At 43.1% G+C, this 24,492-nt stretch carries 13 protein-coding genes; 1 reads left to right on the plus strand and 12 read right to left on the minus strand.

Annotated features, from left to right (window positions below; all coding sequences use genetic code 11):
- From HMJ38_RS16855 to HMJ38_RS16885, 7 genes are all read right to left on the minus strand, one after another.
- A partial coding sequence (locus HMJ38_RS16855; protein WP_194975599.1) for an HYR domain-containing protein occupies positions 1-5,789 on the minus strand: 5,789 nt, incomplete at its 3' end.
- Positions 5,790-6,487: 698 nt separating this feature from the next.
- Positions 6,488-7,015 carry a DinB family protein gene (locus HMJ38_RS16860; protein WP_194975600.1) on the minus strand — a complete coding sequence of 176 codons (528 nt, stop codon included), beginning with the start codon at positions 7,013-7,015 and terminating at the stop codon, positions 6,488-6,490.
- Positions 7,016-7,024: 9 nt separating this feature from the next.
- The gene (locus HMJ38_RS16865) at positions 7,025-7,669 is read right to left on the minus strand and encodes a response regulator (protein WP_194975601.1); all 645 of its coding nucleotides are present in this window, start codon (positions 7,667-7,669) and stop codon (positions 7,025-7,027) included.
- Positions 7,670-7,747: 78 nt separating this feature from the next.
- Positions 7,748-8,206, minus strand: coding sequence for a DsrE family protein (locus tag HMJ38_RS16870; protein ID WP_194975602.1), 459 nt, complete (start codon positions 8,204-8,206; stop codon positions 7,748-7,750).
- 172 nt (positions 8,207-8,378) lie between these two features.
- On the minus strand, positions 8,379-9,011 hold the full coding sequence (locus tag HMJ38_RS16875) for a Crp/Fnr family transcriptional regulator (RefSeq protein WP_194975603.1): 633 nt from the start codon (positions 9,009-9,011) through the stop codon (positions 8,379-8,381).
- A gap of 87 nt (positions 9,012-9,098) precedes the next feature.
- Positions 9,099-9,956 carry a helix-turn-helix domain-containing protein gene (locus HMJ38_RS16880; RefSeq protein WP_194975604.1) on the minus strand — a complete coding sequence of 286 codons (858 nt, stop codon included), beginning with the start codon at positions 9,954-9,956 and terminating at the stop codon, positions 9,099-9,101.
- Positions 9,957-10,333: 377 nt separating this feature from the next.
- Positions 10,334-15,922, minus strand: coding sequence for an HYR domain-containing protein (locus tag HMJ38_RS16885; protein ID WP_194975605.1), 5,589 nt, complete (start codon positions 15,920-15,922; stop codon positions 10,334-10,336).
- A gap of 251 nt (positions 15,923-16,173) precedes the next feature.
- Here HMJ38_RS16885 and HMJ38_RS16890 point away from each other — a divergent pair, with 251 nt between their 5' ends.
- Positions 16,174-16,599, plus strand: a complete 426-nt coding sequence (locus tag HMJ38_RS16890) for a HigA family addiction module antitoxin (protein WP_228780108.1) — start codon at positions 16,174-16,176, stop codon at positions 16,597-16,599.
- Positions 16,600-16,857: 258 nt separating this feature from the next.
- Here the strand turns inward: HMJ38_RS16890 and HMJ38_RS16895 are convergent, their stop codons facing one another.
- From HMJ38_RS16895 to HMJ38_RS16915, 5 genes are all read right to left on the minus strand, one after another.
- A complete protein-coding gene (locus tag HMJ38_RS16895) occupies positions 16,858-17,490 on the minus strand; it encodes a response regulator (protein WP_194975606.1) in 633 nt (210 codons plus the stop codon).
- A 9-nt stretch (positions 17,491-17,499) separates the two neighbouring features.
- Complete coding sequence (locus HMJ38_RS16900; RefSeq protein WP_194975607.1) at positions 17,500-20,511, minus strand: sensor histidine kinase; 3,012 nt, start codon at positions 20,509-20,511, stop codon at positions 17,500-17,502.
- Between the two features lie 593 nt (positions 20,512-21,104).
- Positions 21,105-21,716, minus strand: coding sequence for a collagen-like protein (locus tag HMJ38_RS25555; protein ID WP_262892901.1), 612 nt, complete (start codon positions 21,714-21,716; stop codon positions 21,105-21,107).
- Between the two features lie 151 nt (positions 21,717-21,867).
- Positions 21,868-22,506, minus strand: a complete 639-nt coding sequence (locus HMJ38_RS16910) for a response regulator transcription factor (protein ID WP_194975608.1) — start codon at positions 22,504-22,506, stop codon at positions 21,868-21,870.
- Positions 22,503-24,428, minus strand: coding sequence for a sensor histidine kinase (locus HMJ38_RS16915; protein WP_194975609.1), 1,926 nt, complete (start codon positions 24,426-24,428; stop codon positions 22,503-22,505). Before HMJ38_RS16915 ends, HMJ38_RS16910 begins: the two co-directional genes overlap by 4 nt.
- Between the last annotated feature and the right edge of the window lie 64 nt (positions 24,429-24,492).

Raw genomic sequence — 24,492 nt, forward strand, 5'->3', positions numbered from 1 at the left:
GATGTAGGGGCATCATTGCTCAGTCCGCCATCAGGAATGTCTCCCGTAAAGGTGGCTATGCCAAGATCCACATTGTTTGCTTCACAGATTCCCTTGTCGGTATCCACGAGGATATCGGCGGGAGCAGTGACAGTCGGAAGATCCGTTTCTGTATCCGCAGGAAGCACGGTTACAGTCTGTGTATCCGTTGCGGTATTGCCGTTGACATCGGTCACTGTCCAGATTATGGTTGTAGGACCTACTGGGAAAGTTGTCGGTGCATCATTGCTTACTTCTGCCACGCCACAGTTATCCGAAGTTGTTGGGGTTCCGAGTTCCACATCAGTGGAGGTTTCCTCTCCTACCAGCAATTGTATTGTTATATTGGCTGGGGCAGTGATCTGTGGTGCTTCGGTATCCTCAACGGTTACGGTCTGAACCACTTCTTCCGCCTCATTACCAGAGGCATCGGTTGCTGTCCAGGTAATTTGGGTATTGCCTACAGGATACGGAGCATCTAGGGCAAAGCCGTCACTTCGTGTGCCTTTTGCTATTGGACTGTCACAGTTATCGCTTACTGCCGGAGCTGTTATTTCAATTTCCGCTTCACAGGTTCCTGAATCGTTGGACCGGATGATTTCGGAGACAGCTGCAATGACGGGGTTCTCCCTGTCCTCTACGGTCACGGTCTGCTGGGCGGTGGCTGTGTTTCCATTTCCGTCGGTTACATTCCACGTCACTATGGTCGTGCCCACAGGGAATGTTGCTGGAGCATCGTTGCTGATGCCATCAGATGGGATATCCTCTCCTGTAACCGAAGGTGTACCGAGATCAATTCCTGTGGCTGCACAAGTTCCGGCATCTGCCGAAATGGTTATGTCAGACGGTGCTGCAATTGTTGGCAAAACTTCTCTCGTTACTGTGACGGTCTGTTCTGCTGTGGCTTCATTGCCACTTCCATCCCGGATGGTCCAGGTTACAATAGTAGTACCCACAGGCAAACTGCTTGTCGCATTGTTGCTTACCTCATCGATGCTGCAGTTATCTGAGACAGTGGGCTGTCCAAGTTCCACATCCTCTGCTGAATCTTCATCGGCTTCTATCCTGATGGTGATGTTCGCAGGGGCTGTGATCAGCGGCAGTTCTTCATCCACCACAATCACGGTCTGTTCTGCGGTGGCCTCATTGCCATTGACGTCAATCACTGTCCAAATTACTGTGCTTGTGCCCAACGGGAAGGCCTCAGGGGCATTATTGCTCACTTCAGCAATTTCACAGTTGTCAGAAACCTCTGGTTCGCCAAGATCAATCTCTCCTGACTCGCAGGCATTGGCCACGGTTAGGGTATTGACTGTAGGCGGTGCGATGATTGTCGGAGCCTCGTTGTCCACCACGGTTACGGTCTGTATCGCAGTGGCTGTATTTCCTCTGCCGTCAATGACTGTCCATACCACATTGGTGGTACCCACAGGGTAGGTTTCAAGGGCGGTATTTGTAATGCCATCGGCAGGTATATCCTCACCGGTCACTGAAGGTGTTCCGAGTTCAATGCCTGATGCGCCGCAGGTGCCAGGGTCATTGTTGACCGTAATGGCAGGTGGTGCGGTGATGGTGGGCAGGATTTCCCTGGTCACTGTAACGGTCTGTGTGGCCGTGGCCGTATTGCCGCTTTCGTCCCTGACGGTCCATGTCACCGTGGTTGTTCCTACAGGGAAGCTGTCCTCTGCATCATTACTGAATCCTTCTACTGCACAATTGTCGGCAACTTCAGGAGTTCCAAGCTCTACATTGGTGGCGAAATCCTCGCTTTCTCCGATGACCACGATGACATCAGCAGGAGCACTTATGGTCGGTGCTTCGTTGTCACTGACAATTACATTGAAGCTTCTTGTGGTCGAATTTCCGGTGGCATCGGTGGCAGTCCAGGTCACTACGGTTGTGCCCAATGGGAATTCCTCAGGTGCATCATTGGTCAGGGAAGTAATGCCGCAATTATCGGTTGCCACAGGTGGTGTCAGGGTTACTCCTGTAGCCGAACAGGCATCGGTGTCGGTGCTGATTTCCAAGTTAGGAATTTCAGGGATTGCCGGTGCCTCGGTATCAACTGCTGTGATAACCACCGGATCTGAGACAGCACTGCAGCCGTTCTCATCAGTTGTGGTGACTGTATATTCACCTATGCCAACTTCAACGGTTTGGGTGGTAGCCCCATTGCTCCAAAGGTAACTTTCAGCTTCATCGGTACTGAGGATCACGATTCCTCCCGGACAGGTCTCTGTTTCATCGGCAAAAATGACCGGCGCGATTGTACTTTCACACGGATCGGCAGTTTTGGTCAATATGACAGCATTGGAAGTAGTTTCGATGCTGTAGCCATCCGGTAGATTGATTGTATTAAAGTTGCCGTCGATGGTGCCCGAACTCAGCTGAATAATAGTGTACGTCCCACCTGGAACACCACCTATTTCGGAAACATTGAGTGTACCTGCTAAAGTAAGCGCTCCGGACCTTGCCAACTGATCGTTCCCAGTTCCCGGCCCTGAATTGTCCTGAATCTCTATTTCGAGGGTGCTTACTGTACTTAAAGGTTGCACACCATTTATGGTAAGGATACCTGGTGAAGTGCCAGGTGAAATTGTTCCGTTATTGGTGAAAACAGAACTAAAAGAAATAACACCGCCGCTTCCACTTATCACACCATTATTAATAAAAGGCAATGTCCCCGATACCGTCCAAGTGCCAGTTCCATTCTTTACTATTGTTCCATTATTTATAAAATTGCCTGTTCCTCCCTGGGCATTGGCCTGGGGCAAATCGCTATCGGAATCAAAAATAAAATTAGCACCCTCCTCGATGGTCAGGTTACCATCTAATCCAATGTTGATTAAACCTTCTGTCCAGGTTGTATTCCCTTGTAGAAACAATGTTTTTGTGAAAAGATTTTTGTTTGTATTGAAAAACTCTCCATCACCACTTACAGTGAAACTTCCGGCACCTTCTATAGTTCCTCCTAACCAACGAAACAGATTACTTACTTCTATAGGATTTGCAGTATTCACAACTCCACCAAATACTACCAACCTTGCTAAATTGGTTAATTCAGCCCCATTTTGGATTTGGCCCCCGTTTATCTGGATGAATCCATCCCCCGTTGAAGTAGCTCCATCAAAATTATGTGTACCTCCTGTAATCAGAAAAAGACTTCCGTTGGCGACTTCAAATGCACCTGTATGATTGCTGCTTGAATTTGAGCAATTAATCCAGGCTTCGTTTATTACCGCTCCACCTGCATTGTTAAATTGCAATCCGCCTGAAATATTCCAATTTCCAGTTCCATTCTTTACTATAGTTCCGTTATTGATAAAATTCCCTGTTCCTCCCTGGGCATTGGTCATGGTGAGATCCTCATTTGAATCAGCTGAAAAAGTACCCCCTGTATCAACAGTTAGGTTGCCATCTAATCCAATGTTGATTAGACCTTCTGTCCAGGTGGTATTCCCTTGCAGAAACATTGTTTTTGTGAATAGATTTTTGTTTGTGTTCAAAAACTCCCCATCACCACTTACATTGAAACTTCCGGCACCTTCTATAGTTCCTCCTGACCAACGAAACAGATTACTTACTTCTATAGGATTTGCAGTATTCACAACTCCACCAAATACTACCAACCTTGCTAAATTGGTTAATTCAGTTCCATTTTGGATTTGGCCGCCGTTTATCTGAATAAACCCGGTTCCTGAAGAACTAGCTCCATCAAAAAGATGGGTTCCGCCTGTAATTAGAAATAGACTTCCACTTGAGACTTCAAATGTACCTGTATGATTGCTATTTGAATTTGAACAATTGATCCAGGCATCGTTAACAACTACATTTCCGGCATTGCTAAACAATAATCCACCTGAAATATTCCAATTCCCTGTTCCATTCTTTACTATAGTTCCGTTATTGATAAAATTACCCGTTCCTCCCTGTGCATTTGTCATTGTCAATTCACTGTTGGAATCGTATGTAAAAGTGCCTTCCTCCCCTACAGTCAGGTTTCCATCTAATCCAATGTTGATTAAACCTTCTGTCCAGGTTGTATTCCCTTGCAGAAACAATGTTTTTGTGAAAAGATTTTTGTTTGTGTTCAAAAACTCTCCATCACCACTTACATTGAAGCTTCCGGCACCTTCTATAGTTCCTCCTGACCAACGAAACAGATTACTTACTTCTATAGGATTTGCAGTATTCACAACTCCACCAAATACTACCAACCTTGCTAAATTGGTTAATTCAGTTCCATTTTGGATTTGGCCCCCGTTTATCTGAATAAACCCGGTTCCCGAAGAACTAGCTCCATCAAAAAGATGGGTTCCGCCTGTAATTAGAAATAGACTTTCACTTGAGACTTCAAATGAACCTGTATGATTGCTATTTGAATTTGAACAATTGATCCAGGCATCGTTTATTACTGCCGAACCTGCATTGTTAAATTGCAGTCCACCTGATATATTCCAATTTCCAGTTCCACTCTTTACTATAGTTCCGTTATTGATAAAATTACCTGTTCCTCCCTGGGCATTTGTCATTGTCAATTCACTGTTGGAATTGTATGTAAAAGTGCCTACCTCCCCTACAGTCAGGTTTCCGTCTAATCCAATGTTGATTAAACCTTCTGTCCAAGTGGTATTGCCTTGCAGAAACAGTGTTTTGGTAAAAAGATTTTTGTTCGTATTCAGAAATTCCGAATCACCACTTACAGTGAAATCTCCGGAACCATCCATTGTTCCCCCTGCCCAATTGAAGGTACTACCCATCCCAGTTTCTGTCTGCCCGCTGCCATTAAGGGTTCCACTGCTAAGGGTGAATTCACCAAGAACCGAAAGATCTGTGTTGGGTCCATCATTGATTGTAAGCATTCCGCCTGCAAGATTTAAGGCACCTCCAACTTCTACCACAGTTTGATCAATTGTCCGTGCATCATTTACCGTCACAGTATGACCTTCCCTAATAGTGATATCATCATCAGTTGAAGATGGCACGACGGTAGCAGCTATCCAATCAGTGCCATTAAATCGCTGCCAAGTGGAGGTTGCATTCCAATTGCCTGTTTGAGCGGAGCGGTATGAATTCAAGGATTCAGGTTCGGGAGAATTTTCATTAAACTCAGCCAAAACTTCCTCTGCTGTCAAAGAAACATCATAGATTTTAACATCGTCAATTGCTCCTTCAAATGGAGCTACACTATTATCATTTAGAGCTCCAATAAATGCATTTTGTGTTGGAACAATTGGTGCATTGTTAAACGTGTTTGGGCATTGTATCCCATTCAAATAAAGTTTTGAAACGCCTGCTTCTCTCACCAACACAGCAAATTCCCATCCAATGCTTTGATCTGGACATCCCGCAACAGGAGCAATAACTGCATGAAAATTTGCACTTAGAGAACCTCCCCCTGTTCCATAGCTGTAGCCGTCATACAAGTTTGCAGGAAAGCTATCTCCTGGGTTACGACCATTACTAACAATTTGTCCTCCTGAAGTTATCAGGAATTTTCTAACCCATGCAGAAATGGTAAAATTATCGATTGCTGTGGTGAATGGATTTGCATAAGAAATAACATCATCCACCCCATCAAAAAGATACGCACTATTGGCATTTCCAAAGCGGTCAGTGGTTAGGGATGCGCCATTTACGGTGCCATTGTTTGTGCCGATGGCATCATTGGCATTTCCGTTAAAAGGGTAATAGGCTACTGGGGTTTGTGCCATGGCAATTGTAAAGGCACAAATGGATAACAGGGTCAATAAAAATCGTAATGTTTTCATTTTGTATTTATCTAGAATGTTCTAAAGAATATGTATGGTAAATAGGAATGGAGCGGGTCAATAGTTAAAAGTGCTAATCATGCTTGATTTGGAAATTGAATGAACTTAACAATACAGCTTTCCCAAATACATACTGGGCGCAACCTTTTATTACTTTTGACTTAGATTTCCTTGAAAATATTTTTGGTGCAGTTGTTGGCAGTGAAATACCTGCCTCTGAGCTTTTTGATGGTTACTTAGTAACAAAAGTTTGTAGCGTGTTTTCATAGCTTTTCAATTTCAAGTGGAGAAAGTGTTATCTATATCAATGGTGTATTTGTCCTCAAAGTCAACTACTAAATTTCACCATAATCCCACCCATAAAAAATACCCTAGAAGTAGTATTGTTAACTAGGTTTTAGTTGTCGAAATACTACTTTGGGGGTAGGTTTTTGAGAATTTTGGATGGTTTTTGGAAAAAAGGGAAGATTTTATTTTAAAAGCGAAAGGAGCAAGAGTCAAGAACCAAGAACCAAGAATCAAGACTAGAAAAATAGAGGCTGGATAAGTTTTAAGCCAAGAATTTCGAGGGAAGAGAAACAATTAGAGAATGGAAAAAATCTAGGTTTTTTCAAATTTATTTCCTCTTAAAAGTTGTATTTCCCCTTGATAAAAAAGTTAAGCTATAAATTAGGTGTCTCCAATTCCAAATAGGTAAACTAAGATCTAAGAAGCCAAGAAACCTGTTCCCTGTGACGGTCAAGATGGAAACGAAGGAATTCAAGTCGCTGATGAAAGTCCAAAGGTCCTGAGATGGGATGAGGCTGCGCCTGTATTCTTAATTCCTCTTCTTGCATTTCTTCACCAAAAGCCTCTAGGACAAATTGAAGACTATTTAGGGAATGTTTCCAAAATGATAATGGGCCACCAAGTCGGGGAACTGCAACAGCAGGCACTTTTTCCTTAGCCTGCCATGTAATATTGATTATTTGTTCTATGGGCATATTCTTATGAGGGGATTCATAAGTACGAACGATAATGCCGTTCCTGATGGCATGGAGGGTTTTCCACATACCAAAAATCCCAGATTGTTCAGCCCAAAAAAGATGTTCGGTTATCTCTATTACATTCCAAACTTCAGGATCAGGTTTCCATATTGCCTGCGCTTCTGATATATTGGCCAATTGATCGAGGTATAGACTTCGGGATGTTGATACCTCTTGAAGGAGTTTTTGAATAGTTTTCATACCAACCCTTCAAAGCCCCGGATGTTCTTTTATCAGACCAAGTAAACCTGCCACATTATGAACTTTTAGTTTTCTGAAGATATTTTTTCTGTGAGTTTTGACGGTCAAAGGACTTAAATTCAGGTTTTTCGCAATTTGCTTGGTCTCAATTTGGTTGAGAATCAATTGGATGATTTCAGTTTCCCTATCGGAGAGGGAATACTCCACACGTAGTTTTTGATACAGACAGTTTCTGTGGCCGTTTTGGATATTTTTATTTATGGACAAGGGTTGAAAATACTCCCCACCATCGGCAATAACTTCTATAGCTTCCTGAAAAGCCTCAAAACAAGCATCTTTTCCTACAAATCCATTAACACCAAGGTTTCTGCAGATTTCCATTGTAGATTGGGTATGATGGGCACTGAGCACCATTTTTTTAAGATCAGGATAGTTTCTATTCAGGTAAGAAAGCAGTTGCATCCCATCCATGACAGGCATATTGAGGTCAAGTACCAAAACATCCACCTGATTTTCCTTTTCCAAATACAGGATAACTTCCCGCCCATTCTGCATATGACCTACCATTTCATAGTCCGGCATGGTCTCCAGAATTTTCTTTATCCCTAAGGCAATAAGGGCGTGATCATCAGCTAACAATATTGAAATTCCCATGGCTGCAATTTTGAATTTTAAAGAATAGGATACTGATCATTTAGAGTTATTGAATACCTGTAAAAAGACTTACAGGGTTCAATAGACGAACATTCTGTCGCTATCTACAGATAGTTGAAGTAATACTTTTGGCATTGCAAACTCAGCAGGCTTGTCTTTTAAATCTGCCTCATTAACACCACGGGACTTCCCAGACATACCGGACAAATAAAATTTTCCTCCACCATTTACAATCGTATCATAATGATCTTTCAATTTGCCGGTACCAAGTCCCGCCAAATTATCAAGAACATCATTACGGAGTAAATGCACCGCATCACCGGCAAGGAACAGTGTTACCGCATACCCTTCCTCTATGGCCGTTTTCGCTACTAGGAAACCTAGTGCTGCCTTCGTTGGGTTTTCGGGACCGTTTGTAATATGAATCAATACTTTCATTTTTTCCTCACTCTTGGTTTCTGTTTGAGCCAGCACATCTAAACCACATGCAACAATTGTCACTATCAGGATAAATTTAAATGTCATTTTAACTTTCATACAATTAGATGTTTAGGAGATAAAAACTGAGATATGCTCGGGTTTTTCTCCTTAAACATAAATCCAAATTTTAAGAATAGTGTGTATCAAAAGATACTTATCTCAAAATAAACATTTGTATTTGTGATTTAAACGGATTCAAAATCTGTTTGAAAATATCTATCGCTATGGTTTAGACTTTTAATTGTATATACCCACGGTATAGTTTTACCAGTTTTTCCTGCTCCATTTGTTTGAGGATTCTGGATATTACCACCCGTGTAGTGCCCAATTCGTTAGCGAGGGTTTGATGGGAAATTGGAATTTTATTTGAACTCTCATTTTTGACATATTCTGTGAGGTATTCCTTCACCCGAACATGGATGGGTTTGAAGGCCACACTTCCAAAAGCATTGAGCAGTTCATCGTATCTGCTTTTGTATGTATTGATAATAAACTTATTCCATGATGGGTATTTAAGTTGCCATTCGGCAATCAGGTGGGCAGGCAACACAAGAATCTCAGATGGCTCCATGGCTATTCCATTGGCAGTGCTGTAGTAATCAAAGTATGCTGATGACAATGACATCATGCAAGTTTGCTCCGGGCCCACGTAGTAAAGCAATATTTCCCGGTCTTCATTCTGTTGATATACCCTCAACAATCCATCAATGACTATGGGCAGGAAATTCAGGTATTGCCCTTCCTTAATAAGAATATCGCCCTTATTGGCTTTAAGAAATTTTGCGTGCTTTAGAATTTCCGTTTGAAGTTCGGGTTCAGAAAAGGATTTCAATTTTTTAAATAAATCATGAGTTGTTTCCATTGTAGCAGGATTAATTCTTTCTAAAAATATTGAAAACGAATAATTTAAAGTTGTAAAAAAGCGAAAAGGGAAAATATATTTTGCTTTTTATCTGGAAAGTTTATTTCTGACTTCCTTTTCAACAATTGCATTGACATTGTTGATCAATCTTAAGTATTTGAGTGGAGTCATTCCCACAAACTCCTTAAAATCCTTATATAAATGAGGTTTGTCAGCGTAGCCGAACTGAACTGCAAAATCCAAAATATCCGCAGCGGGTACCGCATCCAAAGCCTGTAAAAGGAAATTGAACCTCGTAATCCTACAAAATAGCTTTGGGGAAATCCCTATCACATTTTTAAAATGGAGCTGAAAAGTCCTGTTGTTGATGCCTAGATTTTCGACCAAAGACTCAAGATTAACTATTCCTTTTTTCATATGGATTTGATGGATAACAGAAGGGATAAATTCAGAAATTTTTTTCTTGGGCATGGAAATGAAATGATCAATGAGGTATTTATTGACCTGTTCCAAGCAAGATTCAATTTCGGTATGTGTTTCAAATAAATTTCTTAGCTTTTTGTGTAATTCAGATAGTCCCAATCTATCAAGTCGCATAACCCGATCCGTCATCTGTACCGCAGGACCATCCAAAAAATGAAAAAGTCCGATAGGTGTAAATACGATAACAAAAAAATCAAACCGACCCTGTATTTCGGAAACACCCAATTTGCTCATTTGTCCAAATAGGAAAGGAACAAATTTTTCGAAATATATTTTCGAGGTTTTGTCCGGATACATGAGATATGAATTGGGATTGATTTCCAAAGGGATAGTTATCGCAGCTGTGCCTTTGGGTGTATAGAATTGATTTGCAGATTTATCAAATTGATTTATCGCATAAAAATAGCCACTGATATACGCTGAAAGGGACTCGTCAGGCTTAAATGAAACAATCTTATTCATATTCAAAAACTTACCTCAATAATACTAAAACTAAAATAGAAAATTACTGCAAAAAATAAATATTTATTCTTTAAAAGTTTACAAATATTGTTCCTGCAAAATGGTAATGAAATCTACTTTTCACTGACCGTATTCTACCTAAAGTGAATCCCTATTCAAAAGATTGCATTGCTACAAAAAGGTGTACAATATTATACGCCGGCGAATACCTACACCTGGTCTTTGAATAAGTGCTGCATTCCAATCTTTGCAGGTCCAATGATTTTTCTCTATCAAAATTCAATTTTTTAAGCAATTTATTATTTTCCAATCCCCAAAAAACAACCCCCTCCAGATCTCTCCGGAAGGGGTTGTCCAATTTTCAAAGCCAAAAACTGTTATTCTTCTTTGACCAGTCTACCAGTCATCACCTCATTGCCGGACTGTACCACGACCTGGTACATGCCCGAACTCAGGCCTTTCAGGTCAACGTTGCGGACAAAGCTGCCCTCCTGATGTCCCTGTTCTTCGTACACGAGCCTGCCTGCGGTATCGAATATCCTGATACCCACTGTTCCCGCGCCTGATAGTTGGACAAGGATATTGGTTTCCTGTTTGGCTGGATTAGGATAGATCAGGATTTCTCCCGGAGGAAGCTCTCTGTGCAAGGTGATCTCCCTGCTGATGGTCTGTCCGGCCCTGTCGGTGCTGTGGACGGTGACGGTCATCTCTGCATCAGGGGTTCCAGTTCCTCTCCAGACCAGCACGTTCTTCTCGATATAGAAGTTGGGATGCTCGTCCATGCTGTAGGTATGGATATTGTCAACAGGATCCAAGGTGTTCAGGCTGCCGATGATCTCGCCGTTCCTTACTTTGGTGGAAACCTTGTTCCTGCTGATCATAATATCCTCCGCAAGCGGTTTGTCCAGTACGATCACAGGGATATCCAGCGATACGTTCCAACCTTCGAAGCCTTCGTTCTCCACGGATGCCGTTATCCTGTACAGGCCGGGTCTCAGCGGATCGTAATCGTTCATCTGCCAGTTTATCCTACTGATGTATTCAGGATCACTGCCTTCCTCGAAGACGATGCCCTCGCTTATAGCTTTGTCGAACGGCGTATTCCATGGAACTATCAGCATATCGGAAAGCTCCTGCTCCCCTGTCGTCCTGCCGTTTTTGTTCGGCACTTTGCATTTGAAGACCAGCAGGTTGAACTTGAACTTGTCGGTTGCCTTATTGCCCGAAGCATCTTTGGCCTCGAATTCCACAAAGCTGTTCTCAGGTTTCCTGAACTTGGTTCCGGGTTCAGGACACTGATGAAGCTCAAAGCCGCAGTTGTCGGATGCTTCCACCCTGTCCCTGAAGTCAGGCATGGTAAAGGTGTCCCCTTTTCTCATCATCCAGACAAAGGCGCTCTTCTCAACTTTGATTTTTGGTTTGCTTTCATCCACTACAATCACCTTGAATTCTACTTCGTCCCTGTTGCCTTTGGCATCTTTGGCTATGAGCTTGACGCTGTTCTCTCCTAAATCCTCACAGGTAAAGTCGCACTTGCTCAGGTCGAGTATCAGGGTACCACAGGATGCTGTTGAACCGTCATCGGCCATATCAGGGTTAAGTCTTGCCTTGCCCTGACTGTTGAGTTTCAGTGTCACCACAGGTTTGGCTTTGGCAGTCACTTCACATGCTCCTTCGGTAAGATTGACTGTAACACGCTGCCTGGCGGTACATTCGTTGCCGCTGCCGTCGATGACCGTCCAGGTCACTGTGGTAGTTCCAATAGGGAATATCGCAGGGGCATTGTTCCTCAACTCGGCAATGCTGCAGTTGTCGGATGTTTCCGGTTCACCAAGATCAACCTCGGAGGAAGAGATTCCGCCGCTTGTTGCGCTCAGTACCAGATTGGCAGGGGCCTTGATATCCGGTAGTTCCCTGTCCCTGACCGTTACCTTCTGTACCGCAGTGGCCGAATTGCCGCTTCTGTCTGTTACCGTCCAGGTGACAATGGTCTCACCTAGCGTGAAGGATGTAGGGGCATCATTGCTCAGTCCGCCATCAGGAATGTCTCCCGTAAAGGTGGCTATGCCAAGATCCACATTGTTTGCTTCACAGATTCCCTTGTCGGTATCCACCAGGATATCGGCAGGAGCAGTGACTGTCGGAAGATCCGTTTCTGTATCCGCAGGAAGTACGGTCACTGTCTGTGTATCCCTTGCCGTATTGCCGCTGTCGTCGCTTACCAACCAGGTAACAATGGTGGTTCCTATCGGGAAGGACGTCGGTGCATCGTTGGTTACTTCTGCCACACCACAGTTGTCTGAAGTTGTCGGGGTTCCGAGTTCCACATCAGTGGCGGATTCCTGACCCGGTTGCAATTGTATGGTGATGTTGGCAGGGGCGGTGATGACAGGTGCTTCGTTGTCTTCTACGGTTACGGTCTGCACCACTTCTTCCGCTTCGTTGCCCAAAGCATCGGTTGCTGTCCAGGTGATCTGGGTATTGCCCACAGGATATGGTGCATCGAGGGCAAGGCCATCGCTTCTGTTACCTGTTGCTGTTGGTGTGTCGCAGTTATCGCTTACTGCCGGAGCTGATATTTCAATTTCAGCTTCACAGGTTCTCATGTCTGTTGACCGGGTGATATCGGAGACAGCTGCAATTACAGGTTTCTCGTTGTCTTCAACGGTCACGGTCTGTTGGGCGGTGGCTGTGCTGCCGTTGCCGTCAATCACGGTCCATGTGACAATAGTTGCTCCTATCGGGAAGCTTTCTGGTGCATCGTTGCTGATGCCGTCAGATGGGATGTCCTCACCGGTCACTATTGGTTTACCGAGTTCAATGCCTGAGACCCCACAGGTGCCGGGGTCATTGTTGACCGTTATGGCAGGTGGTGCGATGATGATAGGCAGGATTTCTCTGGTCACTGTTACTGTCTGATTAGCTGTTGCTGTATTGCCGTTGACGTCGGTCACTGTCCAAATCACTGTTGTAGGGCCTACAGGGAAAGTTGCAGGGGCATCATTGCTGACATCTTCCACTCCGCAGTTATCGGAAGTTGTTGGGGTTCCGAGTTCCACATCATTGGCGAAATCTTCACTTTCCTCTATCTGTATGCTGATGTTGGAAGGAGCGGCAATTTCTGGTGCTTCGGTATCCTCAACGGTCACGATCTGTACCACTTCCTCCGCCTCATTGCCGGAGGCATCGGAAGCTGCCCAGGTGATCTGGGTTGAGCCCACAGGATAAGGTGCATCTAGTTCTAGCCCGTCGCTTCTTGTACCTGTTGCTATTGGACTGTCACAATTATCGCTTACTGCCGGTGCTGTTATTTCAATATCCGCTTCACAGGTTCCTGAATCGTTGGACCGGATGATTTCGGAGACAGCTGCAATGACAGGGTTCTCCCTGTCCTCAACGGTCACGGTCTGTTCTGCGGTGGCTGTGTTGCCGTTACCGTCGGTTACAGTCCAGATGACGATTGTCCTGCCGATAGTGAAGATGGAAGGTGCATCATTTGTAATGCCGTCAGCGGGGATGTCCTCTCCTGTTACCTCCGGAGTTCCAAGTGAAACTCCTGTGGCTTCGCAACTTCCTTCGTTTGTTGCAACTGTGATATCAGCAGGAGCAGAAATAGTTGGGAGAACTTCCTGTGTTACTGTCACAGTCTGTTCTGCCGTTGCTGTATTGCCGCTGTCATCGGTCACGGTCCATATTACTGTAGTTGGTCCTACAGGGAAAGTTTCCGGTGCGTCATTGCTGACATCTTCCACCCCACAGTTGTCGGACGTTGTCGGAGTCCCAAGTTCCACATCAGAGGCTGAGTTCTCGTTTTCCCCGATCTGAATGCTGATGTTGGCAGGGGCAGTAATGACAGGTGCTTGGTTGTCTTCTACAATGACATTGAAGCTTCTTGAGGTTAGATTTCCGGTTGCATCGATAGCAGTCCATGTCACAACCGTTGTGCCCAATGGGAATTCTTCAGGAGCATCGTTGGTCAGGGAAGCAATGCCGCAATTATCGGTTGCCACAGGTGGAGTCAGGGTTACTCCTGTTGCCGAACAGGCATCCGTATCGGTGCTGATTTCCAAGTCAGGAATTTCAGGGATTGCAGGTGCCTCTGTATCGACTGCTGTGAGAACCACCGGATCAGAAACAGCACTGCAGCCGTTTTCGTCGGTTGTTGTGACTGTATATTCGCCAGGACCAACTTCCACCGTTTGAGTTGTAGCCCCATTGCTCCACAGGTAACTTTCAGCTTCATTGGTACTGAGTAACACGATTCCTCCAGGACAGGTCTCGGTTTCATCGGCAAAGATGACCGGGGCAATTGTATTTTCGCACGGATCGGCAGTTTTGGTCAATATAACAGCATTGGAAGTGGTTTCGATGCTGTAGCCATCCGGTAGATTGATTGTACTGAAGTTGCCACTGATGGCACCAGAACTGAGTTCCACAATGGTGTACGACCCACCTGGAACACTGCCGATTTCAGATACACTGAGTGTACCGGCCAAGGTAAGTGCTCCGGCCCTAGACAGTTGGTCGTGACCTGTACCTGGACCGGAATTGTCCTGAATTTCGATTTCAAGGGTGCTGTTTGATGAAAGCGGCTGCAATCCATTGATTGCCAAAATTCCGGTTGGAAGTCCGGGTTCTATAATTCCTTGATTGTTAAATACAGAATTGAAGGTTAGGCCTCCAATACCTGTAATTGTTCCGGTATTATTATATGTTAAAGTTATGTTAGCTAAAACAGAACCGCTTTTTCTTGTTGTTCCAGCATTGTTAAAGGTCCCGGTCCCCCCGTTGTTCGTAATAAACCTGTTACCCTCTCCCGAGATGTTGAAGTCCCCGTTGTTGTTGACCGTGAAACTGCTGCTGAAAAACACCGAACCTTCCGGCCAGTTGACGGTCCCGTTATTGTTGAGGATGCCCGGTGAGGTGGCAAAAATCTTATTGCTGACCGTTTGAAGGTTAAGTACACCCCCTGAGCTTATATCAATGGTACCAGGGCCACTTACCGTGCCGCTGTTCCAGTTCCAGATTCCGCCGATGGCAAACGTCCTTCCGTCTGCCACCACTAGGCTTGCTGCCTGGGTAAACACAATGCCGCTGCCAAAACTGACATCCGTGTTGATGTTGGTCGTGCCTGAGGTCTGAATATAAAGCCCAGTTCCCGACAGTCCCGAACCCTCGTTGAAGTTGAAGGTTACTGTATTAACTAAGCTCACTCCTGCCGTAAAGGAAATATCTTCTGCATTGTTGAACGTTCCGTTGTTCTGAACTGTGCCCTGGTTAAGATTGAATGAGGAACCGGAAAGGTTGTTGAAAGTCAGATTCAGGTTGGTTGTAGTGGATCCGTTTTTCGTTATGGTCCCGCTATTGTTAAAGGTCCCGGTCCCCCCGTTGTTCGTAATAAACCTGTTACCCTCTCCCGAGATGTTGAAGTCCCCGTTGTTGTTGACCGTGAAACTGCTGCTGAAAAACACCGAACCTTCCGGCCAGTTGACGGTCCCGTTATTGTTGAGGATGCCCGGTGAGGTGGCAAAAATCTTATTGCTGACCGTTTGAAGGTTAAGTACACCCCCTGAGCTTATATCAATGGTACCAGGGCCACTTACCGTGCCGCTGTTCCAGTTCCAGATTCCATTAATTATTAAATCCTCCCCTGCACCATCAGCTACATTGAGGATGCCACTTAATACAAGAGATCCACCTGCTTCAACCACAGTCTGGTCAATGGTCCTTGTATCGCTTATTGTAATTGTATGGCCATTCCGGATGGTGATGTCTTCATCTGCAGATGAAGGCACGGAAGTAGCTGCAATCCAAGCACTGCCATCAAACCGCTCCCAGGTTGCTGTTGCATTCCAATTGCCAGTTTGGACAGTTCGGTAGGCGTTTAACACCTGTGATTGTGCTGAAGCAATGGTAAAGGCACATAAAGTAATAAGGGTCAGTAAAAATCGTATAGTTTTCATCATAAAATTGGTTTTAAAACATATAAATTTGGTATAAAAAGAGACGGAGTACCATAGCTAAATCTAGCTATCCAATTGATTTTTAGGTTTTTGATTTCGGAGAATATCCGATCTGATAGAAATCAAAAATCTTGAATTGTTCTATTTTAGAATAGCGTGAGCGGAGAGGTTCACTTGGGCGAAGACATCCTTTCACCTTGGTCCGAAAAAGGTCTTGAAATATATTATATCACCTGCTAGATTTGATTAAATGATTGAAAATATCCGGCAGAAGGGTTTGCGTTTATTTTGGAAAAAAGGTGGTAGGTCGAAATTGTTTATGTAGATTACCATTAATAGTAGATTCCATTAATAAAGATAAGAAAATGGAGAACCAAGGCACGCCACCGGCACATCCGGGAGAAGTATTAAAGGGTCTATACCTTGATCCTATGAACAAGTCGATTACCCATGCCGCCGAAGACTTAGGCGTATCCCGCCGCACACTATCTATGCTAGTAAATGGGCACTTGGGTGTGAGTGCGGAAATGGCATTGAGTTTGAGCAAGGCACTTGGAACCACACCAGAGTCATGGCTGAACATACAGCAGAGCTTCGATTTGTGGGAAGCACGTCAAAAAATAAAGAATATCCGTGTCAATATAATGTACAAGCCTGACGAACAAGTAAAGGCCGGCTAAGTAAAAAAACTTCTTTTCTTCCAGCCCTTAAAACCTTCGAGGTCAAAAAAAGACCTCAAAGGTTCACTGGGCAGCCCCCTTACCTTTGCGCCTTAGCGACTTTGCGGGAACCCTAACAAACAATAAAATTGCGGGCCAATTTTTTCAATTATCTCCTCTTACCATCTTTCAACCCTCAAAACTTTCGAGTACACCGCGGCGCACTCAAAAGTTCACTGGGCAGCCCCCCTACCTTTGCGCCTTCGCGGGAAACCCTTTTCACAACAACCTCTTCTTATACGCCAGCGCCACTGCCTCTCCAAGTGAGTGCACATGGAGCTTTTCGTAAATCTTCTTGACATGGTTGTTGACTGTGAAGTAGCTGATGCCTAATTCATCGGCAATCATTTTGTAACTAAGTCCTTCAGCGAGTTTTTTGAGGACTTCGGATTCTTTGGGTGTCAGTTGGTAATCTTCTTGTTTCTCTTTGGGGATTTCCCCGAAATAACGCATGACCTTTAGGGCAATGGAAGGACTCATGCTTGCTCCGCCTTTATTGACTTCGTCTATGCTTTGGGTGATTTGGGAGACGGAAGCGGATTTGAGGATATAGCCTTCTGCCCCGGCCTGAAGTGCGGCAAAAACCTTTTCATCATCATCAAAGGAAGTCTGTACTATGATCTTGATATATGGTGCGTATTGTTTGGCTATTTTGATCCCATCAATTCCATTGACCACAGGCATTTCCAGGTCCATGAGGATGATGTCCGGTCGGCTTTCATCTATGTCTTTTTTGATAGTTGCACAGTTTTGAAAGGATCCCACCCATTCCAATTCGGGTACCAAACCGATCAAAGCCTGCAAACTCTCCCTGCGGGCTGAATTATCGTCATATATGGCTACCCGTATCATGGTTTAAAGTTATGGGGATTCGGTTCCATCTACAATACTAAATGTAGCCATGGGAATAGAACAGGTCAGGGTAGTTCCACTCCCATTTTGGCTTCCAATGCGCAATGTTCCGTTCATTTGCTTACACCGCTTTTCCATATTTCCCAATCCATTCCCTTTTTGGGCTTTCAGCAAATCCAATCCGCTGCCATTGTCATTGATTTTGAGGATCAACTGACCTTCTTTTTCATAAAGCATCAGCCTGACCCGGGTAGCATGGCTGTGTTTGGCGATATTGTTCATGGCCTCTTTGACTACCAAAAGCAGGTTTCTCCTCAGCTCAGGCTGTACGATTTTTTCATCCAAATCTGAGGCAAGCACATCTGCAAACAGAATTTCTCTGGAAGCCAGCAATTCATTGGCATAATTTCGGATCCTGGAACGTAGGGAATATTTCTCGTTTTTGGGATCCTTCATACTCCAGACAATATCGCTCATACGGCCCATCAGTTCTTTGGATTGGTCCCTTATTTTATCCACCATTTCTCTTCCTATTTCCGGTTGGGAATCCCATACTTTTCCTGCCAAATCTCCGTAGATATGCAGGGTGCTGAGCGTAGCGCCTACGTCATCATGGAGGTCAGCGATAATCCTTTCCCGTTCTTTGGTTACCGATAAGGCCTGTTCAGCTTTCAGTTGCATGATTTTATTTTCTTGTTGAAGCCTGTACATTCGCCGGGAAAGCATCATCCTATAAATAAGATAAATCAGAAAAAGTCCAAATAGGATAAAAGCCAATCTGAACCACCAACTTGCATACCAAACCTGATGGATCACAAAATCATAGCTGGCAATCTCCGGTTGATTGGCAATCTTGACCTGAAAACTATAGGAGCCGGGCGGAAGATTGGGGAAATGGACTATGTTGGAGTAATTCAGGTCTTGCCAATCTTTCTCCGAGCCAACCAAGCGGTACTCATAAGTCAATGTAGAAGCCATCCAAATTGGGTTCGCGGAAATATAAAAATCAAAATGGTTTTCATCATGTGCAAATTCAAATTGTGACTTAAGGTTGACCATATTGTCATTGTTGTGGATATGGGCGATAAATGGCTTTGGTTTTTCCAACATTTCCTCAATCTCATCCGGATCAAAGAGGTCAATTCCGCCCATCCCGCCCATCATCATCCTACCATCTGGTAGTAATATGGCTGAGTTTCGGTTGTATTCGCTGTTGACCAAGCCGTCAGCTTTGGTGAAATTGGTGAAGGATTTATATAAAGTATCAAATCTTGAAAGTCCGTTGCCTGTCCCTATCCAAAGATGTCCTTTTCGGTCAAAGGCCATACTATAAATCCTGTTATCCACGAGTCCTTCCTGGGTACGGTAGGTTTGGAATTTTCCGGATTTTTTATTGAAAAATGACAAACCGTTTCCGGTTCCCAACCAAAGATTTCCATCAGAGACAGGAATTACCGCATGCACCCGGTTGGCGGGCATGCTTTCTGAAATTCCTGGGTCAGAAAGCCATTGCCGTATCTGTCCACTTGGCGTATGCAAGGCCACCAATCCTTCACTTTCGGTCCCGATCCAAACGGTATCTCCCTGTTGCGCATATTGAAGCGGGGAAATTCTGGGAAAAACCATTTTGTTTTCCGATATGCGCCATAGCTGATTTCCTAAATCAAACTCATCCGGGGGGTAAATAAAATAATCATAGGACTTGCCATCGGATATAAACATTCTTGTAAATGGATTGGTATTCGGATTGTTGGGGAAAAAATTGTGAATATGTTTGCCATTCTTCAAAATCCAACTTTTAGGATCGCCATGCCATCGGGTTTCCCAATATTCCATTAATTCAAAAATCATGGATATTTCGTCTCTTTGTGCAGGTGTCACTACTCCGGACCGCAAATCAAAAAAGCTATAGTATAGATCCGTAAAATCATGCTTGATGATCAATCGGTTTTCATCGAATGGATAAATCCCTAGGATAAAGTTGCTAAAGAGGCTTGAGTTTTCCTTTGTAATGGAATTGAACTTGGATGAATTCGGCCTAATATTTGAAATTCCTGCTCTATTCCAAATCCATAGTGTTTTTCCGAGATCGAAAAAATTGACTACATCCGACCGCTCCAATTCAGGAAGTTCCTCCGAAAGGAACCTAGGTTTCTCACTTTCTTTTTCCCAAAACACAACTCCCTTATTAGTAATTAACCAAGTAAAATCCGGCTGGGTAAGTAGGTAATGAATTATAATTCCTTCAAAGGGAGCCAGATATTTCTGACTAACATTTTTTCCCAAAGTATCTTCCACTATCCAGTCCATCTCAAACATATGCCTATACCAGGTGTTTCCTTTACTATCTGCATTGTATTTATAATATCCTTTTTTATTCCTATTTGTAACAAAAAAATCTGACTCAACTTTTTGAACATATTCACCTTTTTTGCCTGAGGGAACAACTTCAACAGGAAGTCCGTCTAAATAACTAAAAAATTCACGAGTTAAACCGTTGAGCTTTACCGTATCGGATTTTATGTAACCCTCATTATCTACAAATACCATTGGAATAATCCGAAGCGATTCTCTATCTACCAAATGAAATTTTATCGGATCATGAATATAAAGCTGATCCCCAACGCTTGAAAAAGTGGAAAACAAATTCGAAGGTTGGGTTTTGAGCGGCGAATATACCTTGGAATAAATATCATAGATACCCATTGTACGGTCAAGCTTAAGCCAATATCTCCCATCGGAAGATTGTACCAATTGGTTGACAATGCCATTAAAAGATGTTTTTCCATCCGGCTCCAAAATCGGGGATTTATAGGCCCTAAATCCATCAAAATAAAAAAGACCGTTGTAGGTACAAATCCAGATCAGCTCATTCTGATCCCGGAACACGCCATAAATCACTGCACTTTCTATCCCATGGGCCTGTCCCCAAGAGCGGATCTGAATGTCTGTTTGTGCAAAGACATGACCAAATACCAGGCTGGAAAAAAATATCCAAACGATATAGCATGCACTTTTCATTTTATTCCATTTTTAAAAACGAGTCTATAGCAAAAATTCAGATGAAATAATAATTGGTTTACTTCCAAAAGTACTAATTTTTCTTGAAATATAATAAAATCAAGAATAAAGATGCGAGAACCGAGACCTGCCTGCCGGCAGGCAAGGCCGAGAAATTAGACCTAGGTAACGTGCTTCACTCATGAACTTGGGGCAGGCATTGATTGTTGACTTCTGACTACCCAAGTTTTCAAAATTGGCATTTACAGAATGGGTAATGACATCAGGTTCCTCGTCATTCAGAGCCGCAGCTTGCTAAGGCGAAGAATCTCCCATACCTCAGGAGATGCCCTGAAGGAATCGGGATCTGCATGAAACTCTGAAAACCTGCCAATTGAAGTCTTCCGAACAAGCTATATGTTTCTAACCTCTCGCATCTCCCTTTTTGTTTCCAACCTCTCGCCTCTCACTTCTCGCTTCTTGACTCTTGTCTCTTGATTCTTGTTTCTTGGCTCTTGATTCTTGTCTCTTGTCTCTTGACTTGGTCTAAAATTCAAAAAAAAGCCACCCAAACACCCGGATGGCTTTTTGGATAAAACATACGAACAAGCTCATTAAGGGTTAATCCCGAAGTACTCGCAGACGGCTTGGTAATCATCAAAATCAAAAGGGTATTTTATCCTACCACTACCGCTTGAGGGCGGGATGACAATATACCTGACAGATGCATTTGGAAACGCAGTGCTCGCTCCAGAAAGACCATCAGAAGGGACGCCATGAAAAACCAATAAATTTCCAATTCGAATAGAATAATCGATAATGTAACCAAGTACACCAGTTGTAGTATTATAAACCGGCGTTGGCATCAATTTTATGGAGGTACTGGTTGATGTAGTCCTCCAATATGCCAAAACTGTTCCCTGATTTAATACGTTTTCGGTAATTTCATTTGCAATTACAGTGCTTGTGGAAAATGGAGGGGATTCAGTCCATGTTAGACTTTCCCATTCGCTTGCAATGACATTTGCAGCACCTATCGGACCCTGAGGTCCTGCCGGGCCCTGCGGGCCCGGTGTTCCTATGGCACCGGCCACTCCTTGGGGTCCTGCCTGACCTGTTGCACCCGCCGGGCCCTCAGGGCCTTCACAGGATACCAATACATAACAGACAAATGCAGCAAGCATCAATCTTAAAAAAACAAAAGTGTTTAAGTTCAAGGGCTTCATAATTTAATAATTTGATTTTTCGGTTAAAATGATGGATTCAATTTCCTGATTATACCATTTGGATAAAATACCCCAAAAGGAGTATTTATGAAAAATTGTGTTAAAAAAAACAAAAAAAGAAGCCCACTTAAGGATTAAATAGTTGTTCGCTTCAAAACCTTGGTTGGTCATTCACCAAAGCTACCAACCCGGTCAGATTCCGAACGCCAAGTTTTCTGAAAATATTCTTACGGTGCGTCTTCACCGTCAATGGACTCAAAAACAGTTTCTCAGCTATCTCATTGCTTTCGTATTGGTTGAGGATCAATTGGATGATGTCTACTTCCCTTTTGGTTAGGTTATATTCCAGCATCAGCCTTTCGTAAAATCCCGAACCCGATTCGGTCGATACTTCTTGGAAGACATCCTGAAAATATTCTCCACCTTCAAGGATTTCCTCAACCCCATTCAAAAGGGTTTTTAAATGTGAATCCTTACTGATAAACCCTTTAGCGCCCAGTTTTTTACATAAATTGACTGAAGATTCCGTTTGGTGCATACTCACAATCAGCACCTTTACCAATGGGTAATTTCTTTGTAAACAAGTCAATAATTGAATCCCGTCCATCACGGGCATATTCAGGTCCAATACCAAAAGGTCAGCCTGCCCTGCATCATCAAAAAAATCCTGCACTTCCCTCCCATTTTTAAAATGAGATATCACCAAGTAATCCGGATTTCTGCATAAAAGGCTTTCCAATCCTGAGGAGAATAATTCATGGTCATCTGCAATCAAAATGCGCTTACTCATATATCTACTTTTTCGAAAGGAACGGTGACAATAACTGTTGTTCCGTTTTTGTTTACATCAAAATGTAGTTGCCCTTTGAGGTAATTGACTCTTTTTTGAAGGTTGGATAAGCCCATTCCTCCATTGGGGTTTTTGATAAATTCATCAGGAATTCCTTTTCCATTATCTGAGACCATTAGGGTAATGCTGTCATCATAGTTATCAAAGAAAACCTGTATATCTGCTTCCGAAGCTTCCGAATGCTTGATGATATTGTTTAAGAGTTCTTTGATGATCCTGAAAAGATTGATTTTGGTATCAATATTCAAATAAGGAATATCCCCTATATCATAGGAGATTTTGATTTTGTTCTGCACCTTGACCAAGTCAAGTACTTCTGAGACCATGGTTTTCAGCCTTTTCTCGGCTGCTTCCAAAGGCATCAGTTCATGGGCGATAAACCTCAGGTCATGGCAGGCCATCTGCATCAGTTTTTGGGTTTCTTCGAGGGAAGTCTTATTGTCACCGTTTTCTTTTTGATTCAACAAAATGCTATCAATCTTCAATTTGATCATGGCCAACAGTCCCCCAAGGTCATCATGAAGGTCTTTGGCAATACGCTGTCTTTCCTTTTCCTGTGCCTGAATGATACTTTGCGCTGTTTTTCTTTCTTGTTCCAGCATCTGAACAGTTAACCTGTCCTTATCTCTTCTGATCTGATAATACCTGTGAGAAAGACCGATGGTCAGGACAATGACATTGACTATGGAGCCAAAAATCAATCCATTGGGCTTCAGAGGATGCCAGTCCGTAATTCCCTGCAGATTCAAAACATAATTGGAAAATCCAAAAATCAATACGGCAAGGGCAGCAAAAATAAAATAGGTGATCTTTCCTTTCTTTTTGAATTGACTAAAGGTCAAATACAAAACCAACATCATATTGATAAATGACAGTAAAAGCGCAAAGCCATTTACATACCTGTTGAAACTATAGCTTTCAGTTAAAAAGAAGGTGAGAAACACCAATAAAGCATAAAGATAAATGGCGTAGAATAGTGGAACAGATTTCCCTTTGATAAAAAATCCATAGGGTGTAATCCTAAAAAAGTAATGTATAAACTGTAACAAAAATACTGACATTAAAACCGAAAACAATGGTATAATAATAGCAGATAGTTCACCAAGATATTCACCGTAAACCCAAAGAAATAAAAAACCATCCTCCTCTAAAATCAAAATTAAACTGGAAATCAAATATCCTGCAAATGCCAGGTACATGGACTCCTTGAAATAAAACCAAAAAAACAATCCCAAACCGGTAGCCATCAACAAAATGCCGGTGACAGTTCCATAGATAGAAGTTCTTTTTACCTCATATTCCCAATATTCATTGACACCATCCAAATAAAAAGGAATATAGGTATTAAGGCCCCTGCTGTCCACTTTAAGCAAAAAAAACCTTTGGGTAAGCGGAGGAAGGATTACCTGATATGAATTTATCCGGCTGTTCATATCTCTCTCTGATCCTGCATACAAGAATCCAGAATACTGTTCCAGTAATAACTCCCCATTTTCGTCAAAAGTATACAGGATGCCTTCTTTGATGGCTGCACCTACAGGACTAAAAATCACCTTATTGTTTTCATCCAAGCTGTTTTCCAAGACAAAAGCAAACCACCAAATGGATTCTGTATAGCCTCTGTTGAAAAGTCTTGCTTCACCAAATGAGGTGAATTCACCATTCAGAAATTTCTTCAGCACCTGATCGGGACTGTTTTCACCAACCTCTTCCCAATAAAACATATGAGATCCTAACAATTCCTCATTGGGGTAGACAACAGGAAAAGGTTGAATTTGGAAACTTTCGGCAAAAACCTCTCCGACCCAAAAAATAGCGCCCCAAACCACCACAAACCAAAGGTATCTATTGCAAGGTTTCATTTGTTAAAAATCATCTATTGAAATATAAAAAAAAATACCCCAAAAAGAGTATTTTCTAAAAAAA

This window comes from Aquiflexum lacus (assembly GCF_015476655.1).
Lineage (GTDB): Bacteria > Bacteroidota > Bacteroidia > Cytophagales > Cyclobacteriaceae > Aquiflexum > Aquiflexum lacus.

What these genes read in the sequence shown, in the direction of transcription:
- HMJ38_RS16860 (WP_194975600.1), bottom strand. Translation starts at nt 7,015, where the DNA reads ATGAAAACTATTCAAAAACTCCTTCAAGAGGTATCAACATCCCGAAGT.
- HMJ38_RS16865 (WP_194975601.1), bottom strand. Translation starts at nt 7,669, where the DNA reads ATGGGAATTTCAATATTGTTAGCTGATGATCACGCCCTTATTGCCTTA.
- HMJ38_RS16870 (WP_194975602.1), bottom strand. Translation starts at nt 8,206, where the DNA reads ATGAAAGTTAAAATGACATTTAAATTTATCCTGATAGTGACAATTGTT.
- HMJ38_RS16875 (WP_194975603.1), bottom strand. Translation starts at nt 9,011, where the DNA reads ATGGAAACAACTCATGATTTATTTAAAAAATTGAAATCCTTTTCTGAA.
- HMJ38_RS16880 (WP_194975604.1), bottom strand. Translation starts at nt 9,956, where the DNA reads ATGAATAAGATTGTTTCATTTAAGCCTGACGAGTCCCTTTCAGCGTAT.
- HMJ38_RS16885 (WP_194975605.1), bottom strand. Translation starts at nt 15,922, where the DNA reads ATGATGAAAACTATACGATTTTTACTGACCCTTATTACTTTATGTGCC.
- HMJ38_RS16895 (WP_194975606.1), bottom strand. Translation starts at nt 17,490, where the DNA reads ATGATACGGGTAGCCATATATGACGATAATTCAGCCCGCAGGGAGAGT.
- HMJ38_RS16900 (WP_194975607.1), bottom strand. Translation starts at nt 20,511, where the DNA reads ATGAAAAGTGCATGCTATATCGTTTGGATATTTTTTTCCAGCCTGGTA.
- HMJ38_RS25555 (WP_262892901.1), bottom strand. Translation starts at nt 21,716, where the DNA reads ATGAAGCCCTTGAACTTAAACACTTTTGTTTTTTTAAGATTGATGCTT.
- HMJ38_RS16910 (WP_194975608.1), bottom strand. Translation starts at nt 22,506, where the DNA reads ATGAGTAAGCGCATTTTGATTGCAGATGACCATGAATTATTCTCCTCA.
- HMJ38_RS16915 (WP_194975609.1), bottom strand. Translation starts at nt 24,428, where the DNA reads ATGAAACCTTGCAATAGATACCTTTGGTTTGTGGTGGTTTGGGGCGCT.